The following is a 16,340-nucleotide window of genomic DNA, read 5'->3' on the forward strand; positions in this document are numbered from 1 at the left end:
TTCGTGTACCCGTACTTTAGTTCTATAGTATTAGCTTTATGTAAAACCTGTACCATAGTCCAGTAACTAAGTGCTGTTTCTCTACTAGATTTACGTTATACGCGTGCAATTTAAATATGTTGAGGAATAGCAAATGGATGCGAACCAATTATTAGTTATTGATGTACAAGGCTCTGCCGGTATTATTCAAGCCGATGGGTCAATTAAAGCACTGAGTGTGGGTGATGTTATCACTGTGGGTGATACCGTTATCACTGCGGATAAGTCAACATTGTTAATTGACGTGCAAGGTGAGTCTTTATCTATTCCTGCTAATAAAAAGGTCACCATTACGCCGGACCTACTCGCAAAAGAGGTCAAAGATAGCTCTGAAAATACGGTGTTTGATGACAGTATTGACGACGCCATTGCAAGCTTGAATCAACCAAATCAAACAACCCCAGACCCGCAGCAAGGTGGTGACATAAGCGACTTTTTAGATGCGCTTGAAGGCGGTGGCGATATTCTCGATAGTTTAGAAGCCACTGCCGCTGGTGGTACAGGGGGAGCGACCTCAGGTGGCGGTACTTCATTTGTAGAATTAGCACGTATTGCAGAGGGCATTGACCCTTCAAGTCTCGCATTTGATGATAGTTTTAATAGCGATAGCAGTGGTATTTTTTCGCCGCGTGATACAACCGATGGTGTTGTCCCAACAGACACCTTAACGGCAACGGTTAGTATTGATGACCCAGGTGTTATAAATAACTCTCAACCTGTGATCACAGGAACCACTGAAAATCTTGTTGGTGAAACAGTCACCGTGACTGTCACCGATGTGAATGGTAATAACCAAGTGGTTACGGTGGTTGTTCAACCCGATGGTACCTTTACGACTCCACCTTTGGATCCACTGCCTGATGGCCCTATTGTGATTGAAGTGGTTGCTATTGACCCGAATGGCGACCCTGTGAGTGACACGATTGGTGCGAATATCGATACCATCGCGCCTGTTGTTACCATTAATGAATTGCCCGACTCTGCGTCACAAACGGTGGTGATTAATGGCTCTGTATCAGGCATTAGCGCAGGTGATGATGTCACAATTACGGTGACAGACAGCGCAGGCCAAGTACAAACATTTGTCACCCAAGTTGATGAGCAAGGTAATTGGAGTATTACCACAGAAGCGCTTGCTGAAGGTTTATATACCGTATTGGCTTCGGCTGTAGATGCGGCAGGTAACGAAGGCACCGATACAGAAAATGGACTCGTTGATTTAACGGCACCGGTGATAAACATAGACCCAATTGGTGAAACTAATGACACAACCCCCACGATTTCAGGCAATGTGAGTGGGGTGACTGTTGGCAGTGAGATCACGGTGGTGATTACTGCAGCCGATGGCGCTATTCAAACCGTGATAGCGATTGTTGCTGACGACGGTAGCTGGACAATTGATGTGCCAGTTGCGTTGGTTGAAGGCGAATTTACCGTCACAGCCACTGTTTTAGACGCAGCGGGTAACGAAGCAAAAGCAAGCACCACTGGTATTATTGATGTAACCGCCCCGATAATAAATATTACCCCAATTGATGATACGCAAGACACCACGCCAACCATAACCGGTAATGTAGTCGGTGTGGTTGAAGGTAGCGTTGTGACGGTTGTGGTAACCGATATAAATGGCCAAGTACAGACTTTAACCGCCCTCACCGATGCTAATGGTAATTGGACTCTCGATGTTCCAAGTGAACTGGCTGAAGGGCCGTTTGAGGTGACTGCAACTGTCAGCGACTTGGCAGGAAACCAAGCACAGGATAGCGCAACAGGGGTGATTGACTTAACGGCACCAGACATCACCTTAACTGCCATTGCCAATACGAATGACACCACGCCTGTGTTTGTTGGTCGTGTTGAGGGTGTGCCAGAAGGCACACAAGTGACTATTCAAGTTGTGGGTAGTGATGGCCAATCACAATCGCTTACAGCGTTTGTGTTAGCTGATGGCAGCTATAGTGTGGAGGCGAGCACAGCATTACCTGAAGGCGGTTTTACTGCGATTGCAACAGTATCAGATCCGGCAGGAAATTCTGCGACGGCTAATACTTCTGGGACAGTGGCGTTTTCGCCTATTTCAATCACGATCGATTCTATTGCAGATAGCAACGACACCACGCCATTACTAAGTGGTCAAACTGAGGGAGTTGCGCCGGGCACAACTATCATGCTGTCTGTTACAGCAAGTGATGGTAGCGTATTTAATTTATTAGCAATTACACAAGCTGACGGAAGTTGGTCTATTCAAATGACTCAACCTCTTCCTGAGGGGGATTTTACTGTTGTAGCAACCGTGCTAGACCCACAAGGTAACGAAGCGCAAGCTACTGCAATCGGTAATGTTGACCTAACAGTCAGTATTAACTTTATTATTGATACCAATGACACAACCCCCAGTGTATCGGGTTCGACCCAAGATGTTGCCCCGGGCGCAGTGGTCACCGTGACCTTTATAGGCAGTGATGGCGCGACAGAAACAATACAGGTTATTACTGATGCAAATGGTGATTGGTCTGTAGAGGCCACCATTCCTCTGGTCGAAGGCCAATTTACCGTCACGGCAACCGTTACGGATGAGGTGGGTAACACGGCCACAGCCAGTGAAATTGGTGAAATTGACTTAACCGATCCAACTATTTTCATTGATCCCCTTAATGATACCAATGACACAACGCCAACAATTTCAGGGTCAGTACTTGATGTACCCGCAGGTACTACCGTTTCATTGCTTGTGACAGACAGCAATGGAGTAACGCAAACACTAACAGCTACAACCGATGCGCAAGGTAACTGGCAGGTCGATGTTGCCAGCGAATTAGCCGAAGGCGATTACACTGTCACAGCAAGTGTCAGTGATGAAGCCGGGAATACCAGCACCGCCACTGCAACAGGTACTATCGATTTGACCGCGCCTATTATCAACATTGATACAATGGCTGATAGTAACGACACAACGCCGACAATATCAGGCACGACGCAAGGACTTGATGCAGCAACGACAGTCACGGTAAGTGTGACAGACAGTGCAGGCAGTACACAAACATTCACAACAATTACTAATGCCGATGGTAGCTGGTCAGTTACAGTCACTGATGAATTAGCGGAAGGTGAATTTACGGTTGTTGCACAAACACAGGATAAAGCGGGTAATAGTGCTGAAGATACTGAAACAGGTGTTATTGATTTAACCGCTCCGAGCATTGCGATAGACGAATTTACGGATTCAAATGATGTTACACCCGTTATATCGGGTGTTGTTTCGGGCGTTGAGCCCGGCACTTTAGTCACTATTACGCTTGTTGATAGCAATGGCAATCAACAGGTCTTAACTGCGGTTGTAAATGCTGACAACACGTGGCAAGTCGGTGCAAATCAGGTCTTAGCAGAAGGTGAGTTTACAATCACCGCCACGGTGAGTGACCCTGCTGGTAATCAAGCAATTGATACAGCAACAGGCGTTATTGATTTAACGGCTCCTATTATTGCTCTTGACTTCCTTGGAAGCAGTGCAGACAACACCCCGACTATCACGGGGACGGTGCAAGGCGTTAATGCGGGTACAACCGTCACGCTTGTGGTCACTGACTCTAATGGCAATAGCCAAACGTTCACGGCCTTAACCAACAGCGCAGGTGGCTTTAGTGCGGATGTACCAAACGGCCTAGCAGAGGGTGAATACACGGTAACTGCTTCGGTGGCAGACGAAGCTGGCAATCAAGCGCTTGATACCGCAACGGGTAATATCGATTTAACCGCGCCAATTATTGATCTTGACCCCTTAGGGAGCAGTGCCGACAACACCCCGACCATTACAGGTACGGTACAAGGTGTTAATGCTGGAACAACAGTCACGCTCGTGGTCACTGACTCCAACGGTAATAGTCAAACATTTACAGCGGTAACCAACAGTAATGGTGGCTTTAGTGCAGATGTGCCTACAAGCCTTGCTGAAGGTGAGTATACCGTAACAGCCTTGGTGGCAGATGATGCAGGCAACCAAGCCTCTGACACTGAAACAGGTCAAATCGATAGTTCTTCACTGACTATTTTAATAGACGCTGTCGGTGAGACAAATGATATAACCCCCACTATTTCAGGGTCTACATTAAACGCGACAGCGGGAGATCAAATCACCGTGGTGATTACGCCTGAATCTGGCGTGGCTCAAACCTTTACCACACAGGTTGATGCAAATGGTAATTGGACCATTACAGTATCGCAAGCGTTAGCTGAGGGTGAGTTTACCGTTGATGCAACGCTGACAGATCAATTTGGTAATACAGCAAGCGACTCAATTACAGGGGTGATTGATATTACGGCTCCTAGCGTGACAATTGATACGATAGGCTCAATAAACGACAGCACACCAGTGATTTCGGGTACATCACAAGGTGCCGTGAATGGCAGTACAGTGACTGTGACAGTGGTTGATTCGCAAAATAATAGCCAAGTGTATACCACCACAGTAGATGCCAATGGAAATTGGTCTGTGCCTGTAACCAGTGCAGTCGCGCAAGGGCAATTTACAGTGACGGCCAGTATCACTGATAATGCGGGTAATACAGGCACAGATACCGAAATTGGTAACTTTGATGGTGTGGGTCCGCTATTAACGCTTGATTTCGATCCGCTTACAAATGATACAACCCCACTTATTTCGGGTACTACAGATGCAGTTGCTGGCACGGTTGTGTCGGTTGTTGTTACAGATAGCAATGGAACGACGCAAACTCTTTCGGCTGTTGTAGCTGCTGATGGTACGTGGTCTATCAGCCCTGATACGCCTTTGGCTGAGGGCGCATTTACAGTCACAGCCAGTGTCGCGGATGAGTCAGGTAATCAAACTCAAGTAACGGATACTGGGGTGATTGATATCACTGCGCCGACCATTTCGATTGATAATCTGGGCACAGTGAATGACACCACGCCAACGATCAGTGGTCAAACAAATGAACCTGCGGGCAGCATCGTAACTGTGGTGGTCACTGATGGTGTCGCAAGTTATGAATTTACAGCAATTGTGAATGCCGATGGCAGCTGGTCAGGCGATGTACCTGCTCAGTTAGAAGATGGTAATATTAGTGTTACTGCTACTGTGACCGATGCGGCGGGTAATTCAGCGCAAGCTAACAGCGCCTTTATTCTTAATAGCTCTGCACCGAGTATTGCGATTGATGCCATTAATGATACCAATGATACAACACCGACAATTAGCGGTACGTCTGATGCCCCTGATGGCACGCTAATAACAGTCATCATTGAAGACAGTGATAACAATAGCCAGTCTGTTACTGCGACAGTGCAAAATGGCGTATGGAGTGTAGAACCAACACAAGCACTTAGTGAGGGGAGTTTCACTGTGTCGGCGTCGGTCACTGTGGATGGCTTAACCAGCGATGCCAGTGCACAGGGTTTAATTGATATAACCCCTCCGACAGTCACTATTGATGCACTTGCAGATACCAGTGATGTTACGCCATTAATTTCAGGCCAAACATCGGGTTTAGTGTCGGGTAGTATTGTAACCGTGACCATTACAGACAGTAATGGGGATTCGCAGGTTGTTTCAGCGACGGTGGCACAAGATGGTTCGTGGTCTGTGGCGGCAAGTACAGACTTAGCCGAGGGTCAATATACAGTAACCGCGGTGGTTGCCGACAGTGCAGGTAATCAAGCAACAGACACCGAAACAGGCATTATTGATTTAACAGCCCCAACAATCAGCATTGATAATATTGCCGACACAAATGATGTAACGCCCGTGTTGTCTGGTCAAACAACGGGCGTACCCGCAGGCTCACAAATTACCCTCTTGGTGACAGATAGTAACGGTAATACGCAAACCCTGATTACGACTACCTTAGCAGATGGTTCATGGTCAGTTGAGGCTGATGTGATTATTGCCGAAGGCGCATTCACCGTTGAAGCAACAGTAAGTGACGCGGCAGGTAATACAGCCACTGATACCGCGACTGGTGTTGTGGATACTACCGCACCTACTATCACGGTGGATGCACTTGCACCAAGTTCAGATGTAACACCTGTGATCAGTGGTATGGCAGAAGGAGTTCCTGCGGGCACTGTTGTCAGTATAGTGATCACAGACAGCCAAGGCGTACAGCAATCACTCTTTGCAACCGTTAACAACGATGGTAGTTGGTCTGTAGAGGCGTTAGATGCGGTAGCTGAAGGTGAATACACCGTTGTTGCAACAGTGCAAGACGCAGCCGGAAATCAAGGTACAGACACCGAAACAGGTCTTATTGATATCACAGCACCGACAGTGGTCATCGACCCACAAGCTGTGACAAATGACACAACCCCCGTCATTAGCGGACAAACCTCAGGTGTGCCAACCGGCACCGAAGTTAGGCTGACAATTACAGACAGTGCGGGCAATGTGCAAACGCTGGTGGCAACAACGGGAGCCGACGGTAGTTGGTCAGTTGCTGTATCTCAAGCATTAGCGCAAGGCAGTTATACCATTGACGCTGAGGTGTCAGATGCTGCTGGTAACACAGGAAACGACACGGCCTCAGGCGAAGTAGATATCACCGCGCCAGTTGTCAGTATTGATGCGATTGCCGACAGCAACGATGTAACACCAGCAATTAGTGGCCAAAGTACAGGCGTGCCTGCGGGGACGCTTGTTACGTTAACCATCACCGACAGTGCGGGTAATGTTCAAACAGTAACAACAACTGTACAAGCCGATGGTAGTTGGTCAGCTGAAGCAGCAACGGCACTCGCCGAAGGTGATTACACCGTTGTTGCAACCATTGTGGATGCCGCAGGTAATACAGGCTCCGACACCGAAACCGGCACAATTGATGTGACCGCGCCAACCATCACCATTGATGCGCCAGCGCTGACTAATGACAACACGCCCACAGTCACTGGCTCATCCGATTTAGCCAATACGAATCTTGATGTGACCTTTACTGATGCCAATGGCACCAGCCACACAGTGACAGTGACCACCGATGCGTCAGGTAATTGGAGTGTCGATGCAGCGCAAGCATTGGCCGATGGCAACTACAGTGTGACAGCGAGTATTAGCGATTCAGCGGGTAATAACAGCAGCGCCACAGACAGTGGTGTAGTTGATACAATTCCACCAGAGCTTGCCTTTGTGCCAACCTTCTTACTGGGTCAATTGGTTACTTTAAGTGGTACCTCTGATTTACCGGCTGGTAGCACGGTCACTATTACCCAAAACTTGGTTGGCGGTGGCGTAGTGACATACACTGCGACAACCGATGCCAATGGTGATTGGTCATTGACCGGCTTAACTGTGCCACTGGCCAGTTTAGCGTCTATCACCGCAAGTGCGTCTGATGAAGCCGGCAATGTACGCACGATTACCTCAACCGATTTTGATGGTACACCGCCGACCTTAACCGTGAGCGTGGATGCACTGACAAACGACAACACCCCACTTATTAGCGGGACCACCGATGCCGGTGAAGGGGCACAAGTCAGCGTGGTTGTCACCGATGCCAATGGTGCAACAGAAACACTGACCGCCATTGTTGATGCTAATGGTAATTGGAGTGTGAGCCCAACCACCGCCTTAGCCGATGGTCAGTTTAGCGTTGAAGCCAGTGTCCGCGATGGGGTTGGTAACTTAAGCGAAGAAACCGTGACCGGTGTTATCGACACCCTTGCGCCAACACTAACCTTAACCGGTGTGGGTGAGGGCAGTGATGTCACTCCGGTGTTAAGTGGTACCAGTAATGAAATTGGTGCGACGGTTACTATTTCTGTCACGGATAGCAACGGCACAGTACAAACTTTTACTGCCATTGTTGGCAGCAACGGAACCTGGAGTAGAGAAGTTCCTAATGGTCTTGCTGAGGGGGATTATACCGTCACGGTGACAGTAAGTGATGATGCAGGTAACACCAGCAGCGTGACTGCAACAGGTAATATTGATACCACCAACCCGGTTGTTACTGTGAATGATAATGGCCTAGGTAACGACGATACACCAACCTTAAGTGGTACCTCAACCGAGCCTGCGGGAACACTGGTCAGTATTATTGTTATTGACAGTAATGGGGATACACATAACTTTACCGCGACTGTAGCTGCCAATGGGTCGTGGCAAACAGATGCCTCTGTATTACCTGACGGCGATTATACTATTACTGCAACGATCACCGATGCAGCAGGCAATGTTGGCACAGACTCAGGCACGGGTCGTATTGATACAACGCCACCATTATTAACCATTAATAATCTAGGGACGGTCAATACAGATACGCCAACAATCAGTGGGACTTCGTCAGAACCGGCTGGCACAGTTATTTCTTTAGTTGTAACTGATTCAAGCGGAAATACGCTGAACTTATCAGCGGTGGTTGATGGAAATGGCGACTGGTCTGTTACTTCACCGTCACTAACAAACGATGATTACACGGTTGTGGCAACGGTTGAAGATGCTGCGGGTAATACCGCAACAGCCTCTGAAAGCTTTACACTCGATACCTCTGCGCCAAGCATTGCGATAGATGTTATTGGTGAAATTAACGATCCAACTCCTACGATTACGGGCACAACTGATGCCGCTGATGGCAGCACGGTGACAGTTGTGATTGATGATGGTGTCAATCCGGTAGAAACATTAACCACAATGGTCACCGGCGGGGTTTGGTCTGTGACAGCAAACAATGCGTTACCAGAAGGAAGTTTTACAGTTACCGCAACGGTGACAGTTAATACTATTGATGGCACGGCAACACGCACAGGAACAGTCGATCTTACTGCGCCTAGTATCACCATAAATGATATTAACGACACCAATGATACCACTCCAACAATTAGCGGTACGACAGACGCAAGTGCAGGCAGTTTAGTCACCTTGACTATTACTGACTCTCTTGGAAATACACAAACAGTTGTCGCGACAGTATTAGCCAATGGTAGTTGGTCTGTTGCCGCTTCGACTATATTAGCCGAAGGTACATTTACAGTCACAGCTTCTGTTACAGACGCTGCTGGTAACACAGGCACAGACAATGCGACAGGTAATGTAGATATCACCGCGCCAGTTGTCAGTATTGATGCGATTGCCGACAGCAACGATGTAACACCAGCAATTAGTGGCCAAAGTACAGGCGTGCCTGCGGGGACGCTTGTTACGTTAACCATCACCGACAGTGCGGGTAATGTTCAAACAGTAACAACAACTGTACAAGCCGATGGTAGTTGGTCAGCTGAAGCAGCAACGGCACTCGCCGAAGGTGATTACACCGTTGTTGCAACCATTGTGGATGCCGCAGGTAATACAGGCTCCGACACCGAAACCGGCACAATTGATGTGACCGCGCCAACCATCACCATTGATGCACCAGCGCTAACCAATGACAACACACCAACGGTGACAGGTTCATCAGACTTAGCCAATACGAATCTTGATGTGACCTTTACCGATGCCAATGGCACCAGCCACACAGTGACAGTGACCACCGATGCGTCAGGTAATTGGAGTGTCGATGCGACGCAAGCATTGGCCGATGGCAACTACAGTGTGACAGCGAGTATTAGCGATTCAGCGGGTAATAACAGCAGCGCCACAGACAGTGGTGTAGTTGATACAATTCCACCAGAGCTTGCCTTTGTGCCAACCTTCTTACTGGGTCAATTGGTTACTTTAAGCGGTACCTCTGATTTACCAGCTGGTAGCACGGTCACTATTACCCAAAACTTGGTAGGTGGTGGCGTAGTGACATACACCGCGACAACTGATGCCAATGGTGATTGGTCATTGACCGGCTTAACTGTGCCACTGGCCAGTTTAGCGTCTATCACCGCAAGTGCGTCTGATGAAGCTGGTAATGTACGCACGATTACCTCAACCGATTTTGATGGTACACCGCCGACCTTAACCGTGAGCGTGGATGCACTGACAAACGACAACACCCCACTTATTAGCGGGACCACCGATGCCGGTGAAGGGGCACAAGTCAGCGTGGTTGTCACCGATGCCAACGGTGCAACAGAAACACTGACTGCCATTGTTGATGCCAATGGTAATTGGAGCGTGAGCCCAACCACCGCCTTAGCCGATGGTCAGTTTAGCGTTGAAGCCAGTGTCCGCGATGGGGTTGGTAACTTAAGCGAAGAAACCGTGACCGGTGTTATCGACACCCTTGCGCCAACACTAACCTTAACCGGTGTGGGTGAGGGCAGTGATGTCACGCCGGTACTCAGTGGTCGTAGTAATGAAGTGGGCGGCACCGTCACTGTGACAGTCACCGACAGCAATGGGGCAGAGCAAACACTCACCGCCACCGTAAATAGCAGTGGTGATTGGAGCGTTGAAGTACCGACAGCCCTAGCCGAAGGCAGCTACACGGTTGCCGTGACCATCAGTGATGATGCAGGCAACACCAGCAACGTTACCGCCACAGGCAATATCGATACCACCAACCCCGTTGTTACTGTAAATGACAATGGCCTAGGTAATGACAGTACACCAACCTTAAGTGGTACCTCAACCGAGCCTGCTGGCACGGTCGTGAACCTTAGTATTGTTGATAGCAATGGTGATTCACACAGCTTGACCGCGACAGTCTTAGCTGATGGGTCATGGCAAGCCACATCAAGCAGCTTGCCAGATGGTGCGTACACTGTGACGGCAACCATCACCGATGCTGCGGGCAATGTTGGCACAGACACAGGCACCGGCAGCATTGATACCTTACCGCCTAGCTTAGCAATTGATAGCTTGGGAACGGTGAATGATACCACCCCAACCATTAGCGGTACGTCTAACGAGCCTGCGGGCAGTGTGGTGAACTTAAGTGTCTCTGATGGCACCAACACCTACACCTTCACCGCGACAGTATTAGCGGATGGCACTTGGAGCGCCGATGTCCCTAGCCCACTGGATAATGGCACCTTCACGATTGATGCCAGCATTACCGATGCGGCAGGCAACGCCACCACCGCAAGCGACAGTGCACTGCTTGACACCACGGCCCCAAGTGTCACGATTAATGTGATTGGTGAAACAAATGACACCACACCGACCATCAACGGCACCAGTGATGCAGAGAATGGCAGTGTGGTGACGGTTGTGATTGATGATGGGACAAACCCTGTCGAAACAATTACCACCACCGTCAGTGGGGGCACGTGGAGTGTCACAGCGATGACCGCATTACCAGAAGGTGAGTTTACCGTGACCGCCTCAGTGCTCGAAAATGGTAACACTGGCACCGCCACACGCACCGGTATTATTGATACCACCATGCCAGCGATTGACATTAACGAACTGGGTATTACAAACGACACCACCCCGACGATTAGCGGCACAGCCAGTGCGCCACAAGGCAGCACAGTCACCGTGGTGATCACCGATGCAAACAACAACAGTCACACCGTGACCACCACCATGCAAAGTGATGGTAGTTGGTCAGTGGCAGCCAGCACGATTCTAGCGGAAGGCGAATACACCGTTACCGCGACAGTCAGCGATCAAGCTGGTAACCCAGCATCAGCAAGTGCTACCGGTGAAGTGGATATCACCGCGCCTGTTGTTAGTATTGATGCGATTGCTGACAGCAACGATGTAACCCCTGTTATTAGTGGCCAAAGCAGTGGTGCGGCAGCAGGCTCTCAAGTCTTGTTAACCGTGACTGACAGTGACGGGGTGACACAAAGCGCCACAGCCATTGTGCAGGCTGATGGCAGTTGGTCAGTCGAGCTGAGCTCAGCACTGGCGGAAGGAAACTACACCGTTGTTGCGACACTGAGTGATGCCGCCGGTAATACAGGCTCCGACACCGAAACTGGCACAATTGATGTGACCGCGCCAACCATCACCATTGATGCGCCAGCGCTAACCAATGACAACACGCCAACGGTGACAGGTTCATCCGACTTAGCCAATACGAATCTTGATGTGACCTTTACTGATGCCAATGGCACCAGCCACACAGTGACAGTGACCACCGATGCGTCAGGTAATTGGAGTGTCGATGCAGCGCAAGCATTGGCCGATGGTAACTACAGTGTGACAGCGAGTATCAGCGATTCAACCGGTAATAACAGCAGCGCCACAGACAGTGGTGTAGTTGATACAATTGCACCAGATATCCGTATTATTCCTTCATTCTTATTAGGAAATTTAGTTGGCTTATCGGGCACATCAGATTTGCCAGAAGGCAGTGTGATCACAATTACTGAACATTTAGTAGGGGGCTTAATAGGTGCGACTTATACCGCCACGACTGATGCAAATGGTAATTGGACGCTTGCCAACATTACTGTCCCACTTATTAGCCTGGCTTATGTTACGGCAAGTGGCACAGATGCGGCGGGTAACACTGCTACTGTGAGCACATTAGAATTTGATAATGTGGCGCCTGAGCTGACGGTTACTGTTGATGCATTAACAAATGATACAACCCCAACCATTTCGGGCACAACGGATATGGGAGAAGGCACGGTGATCAACATCACCGTTCAAGATGCCAATGGTGATTCACAAACCTTTACTGCAACTGTGCAAAGTAACCAAACTTGGTCTGTCGATGTGCCCACAGCGCTAGCTGAAGGGACCTTTACAGTAACGGCATCGGTAAGGGATCAGGTCGGTAATTTAACTACAGAGCAAACATCGGGTGTGTTAGACAGCATTGCGCCAACCTTAGTTGTTAACGCGGTTGATGGCACCTCTGACGCGCGTCCAACTATTTCAGGTAGTAGTAACGAAATAGGCGGCTTAGTTATCGTTGAGGTTGCAGGACAAACCATTACCACCACAGTAGCATCAGATGGTACTTGGCAGTTTATAGTACCGGTTGATATTACCGATGGCAGTTACACTATTACGGCGACCATAACGGATGATGCTAATAATACGCAAACTGCAACGGCATCTATAACGGTTGATACCGTCGCCCCCGTTGTGGCGATAGATACACTGGGACTTGGTAACTCAAGTACGCCTGTTATTTCGGGCACATCGACAGAAGCCACAGGTACTCAGGTTTCTGTTACGGTGACAGATAGCAACAACGATATACAAACATTATCGGCAACCGTCCAAAGTGATGGGTCATGGCAAGTAACACCGAGTACTATGCCAGATGGCAATTATAGTGTCACAGCGACTATCACAGATGTTGCAGGTAATGTTGGTACTGACACCGAAACGGGGTCAATTGATACTCTTACACCTGAGTTGGTTCTTGATGGTTTAGGGACTATTAATGATTCAACACCAACAATTAGTGGTAGCACCAATGAGCCTGCAGGCAGCACCGTAAATATTAGTGTGGTAAATGATGGGAATACATACAGCTTTACTGCAACTGTTCAGGCTGATGGGTCATGGTCAGCAGATGTTCCAACAGCATTGGCTGATGGCTTACTGACTATTACAGCGACAATTACCGATGCTGCAAACAACACGGCAACGGTAACAGACACGGCAACGCTAGATACCAATGCACCTACAATTTCGATTGATGCTCTTGCAGTCACTAACGACACCACACCGACCATTTCGGGAACAAGTGATGCAGCTGACGGTATTCAAGTGACCATTACTGTTGTCGATGCACTTGGTAATAGCCAAACAGCTATCGCCACTATTAGCAGCGGTACATGGACTGTAGACTTAACAACGCCGCTCAGTGAAGGAAACTATACTGTTACAGCAAGTGTGTCTGAAGATGGACTCACTGGTACGGCAAGTCGTCAAGGTGACATCGATCTCACTCCGCCAGCGTTAACAGTTGACTCTCCAGCAATCACGAATGACACCACACCAACAATCAGTGGTACAAGTGATGCACCACAGGGTAGCGTGGTGACGATAAGTGTCACCGACAGTGCGGGCGATATTGTGACAGCATCTGCGGTTGTTGGCGCATCAGGTGCTTGGTCTGTTGCATTAGGTACAGCATTAGCTGAAGGTGCCTACACGATTTCAGCAAGCGTTTCTGACACTGCTGGTAACACCAGCTCAGCCTCTGCATCGGGTGTGATTGATATTACACCTGCGAATGTGGTCATTGACACTGTGGCTGTTTCAACCGATTTAACGCCAGTGATAATGGGCAGTGCAACTGGCGCAGTGGCAGGCAATCGAGTCGTCGTTACGTTTGTAGACTCTTCCGGCGTAAGTCACAGTGTCGAAACGACACTAGATGCAAGTTTAAATTGGCAAGTTGAAGCGACTCAAGCACTTGCTGAGGGAGCGTATACGGTAACCGCAGTCGTGACGGATACCGCAGGAAACAATGGCAGCGCTTCAACGACATCTGCGGTTGATACCACAGCACCTGTCGTTAGCATTGATCAAAGTAGTTTAACTTTAACGAACGACTCAACCCCTCTTATTAGTGGTACGTCTGATGCGGCCAATAGCACTATTACAGTCACCTTTATCGCAGCCGGTGGAGCACAGCACAGTGTTACAACGACCACCGATGCGAACGGTGACTGGCAAGCAGCAGCAGATCAAGTGTTGGCCGATGGAGTTTATTCTGTTACTGCAAGTATCACGGATACTGCGGGTAATACCGGAACAGACAGTAAAACAGGTGGCGAAGTTGATACCGTAGCCCCAGAGCTCACCATTGTGCCATCTTTCCTATTAGGTCTGTTGGTCTCTTTATCTGGTACATCTGACTTACCTGAAGGCAGTGTTATTACGATAACAAACTACCTCGTCGGTGGAGTGGCTGGTGTGCCATATACAGCAACCGTTGATGCCAATGGTGATTGGCAAGTATTGAACTTGTCGGTGTCATTATTGAACTTAGCTTATGTAGAGGCAACAGCGACAGATGCCGCCGGTAATACCACGACTATTAGTACAGACACTTTTGACAATTCTGCCCCTGAATTGACATTAGATGTACCCGCTATCTCAGCAGACACAACGCCAGTGATAAGCGGCACAAGTACTGTGGGAACAGGGCAAACTGTGACACTGATTGTGCAAGGTGCCGATGGTGCTTCACAAACGCTAACGACCTTAGTGAACAGTAATGGCACTTGGTCAGTGGAAGTATTATCTGAACTTGTTGATGGCACTTACACCGTAACGGCAAGTGTCACAGATGCTGAAGACCGCACTACAGAGCAAACAGCCTCAGGTATTATTGATGCTGGATTGACTATAACCATTGATGATGGGTTACAGCTAACCAACGATGACACCCCGCTCATTACGGGTAAATCAATTGCACCAAACAGTGAAATAGAAGTGGTGTTTGATAATGGCACTACGCAACAAACGAAAACGGTTACCTCATTAAGTGATGGCACTTGGAGTGTAACACCAGACAGTGCGTTAGTGGATGGCACTTACACGGTAACCGCAACGATTGTTAGTAGTGGCGTAACAACAGGTGCAATTTCAGGATTAGAAATTGATACGATTCCGCCGACACTTGAAAATATAGATGTTAACTCTTTACTAAACTTAGGGCTTGTCATTACTGGCTTTGACGGCACAACGGATGCAGAAGATGGGGCTATCGTGCAATTAGATAACGCCCTTGCTTTAGGGATCACCTTATTAAGTGAAGGCGGCTCGGTTGTACAAAATGGACAGTGGTCAATAGGTATCGTTGATATTAACCTGCTTGATATATTGGGTTTAGGCCTAGCAGATGCACGCTTTAGCATTACAGATTCAATTGGTAATGTGCGCGTTGTTGATATTAACGGCAATGATATTGAAATTAATGGAGAGCCCGCAAGCACTGGTGGTGCGGGGCCTGAAGAAATGGCCTTAGGAGCTGACAGCATTGAGGCTGACGAGCAAACTGCAGAAAGTATTGATCTCAGCCTTGTTCTATTAGATGCAAGCCCAGAGCCAACCTCAAGTGGTGGCATTGCTGCGCTTGACGTGACTATCGAAGATGTCTTAAGTGATAGTGAGCAAAGTAATTTACTTGCCCTTGATAGCAACAGTGAAAGTCAGAGCTTAGCATTTACAGGCAATTCAGAAGTCACGTCAGAGCCTGCCAGTAATATCCAAAGTGAGTCAGATGAGCTAATCAAAAAACTCATTGAGGGAGGCAATAACTCAATTGATATTTAGATAAATAGTTAAGCTTAAATAAGAAAAGCGCGATAATTATCGCGCTTTCTTTTTGAATTGGGTAGTTTGTAAAACGAGAAACGAGAAACGAGAAACGAGAAACGAGAAACGAGAAACGAGAAACGAGTAACGGGTAACGGGCAACGGGTAACGGGTAACGAGCAACGGGTAACGAGCAACGGGTAACGAGCAACGGGTAACGAGCAACGAGCAACGGGTAACGAGCAAC

Annotated in this window: 1 protein-coding gene; it reads left to right on the forward strand. The window is 48.5% G+C overall.

Going from position 1 to position 16,340, the window contains the following annotated elements:
• Positions 1 to 133: 133 nt before the first annotated feature.
• Positions 134 to 16,111 carry an Ig-like domain-containing protein gene (locus IT970_RS04440; RefSeq protein ID WP_196857640.1) on the forward strand — a complete coding sequence of 5,326 codons (15,978 nt, stop codon included), beginning with the start codon at positions 134 to 136 and terminating at the stop codon, positions 16,109 to 16,111.
• Positions 16,112 to 16,340 lie beyond the last annotated feature (229 nt).

Source organism: Pseudoalteromonas sp. A41-2, assembly GCF_015767615.1.
GTDB classification, from domain to species: Bacteria; Pseudomonadota; Gammaproteobacteria; order Enterobacterales; family Alteromonadaceae; genus Pseudoalteromonas; species Pseudoalteromonas lipolytica.

Bases quoted from the DNA above. Each gene is read 5' to 3' on its own strand.
- IT970_RS04440 (WP_196857640.1), top strand. From the start codon at position 134: ATGGATGCGAACCAATTATTAGTTATTGATGTACAAGGCTCTGCCGGT.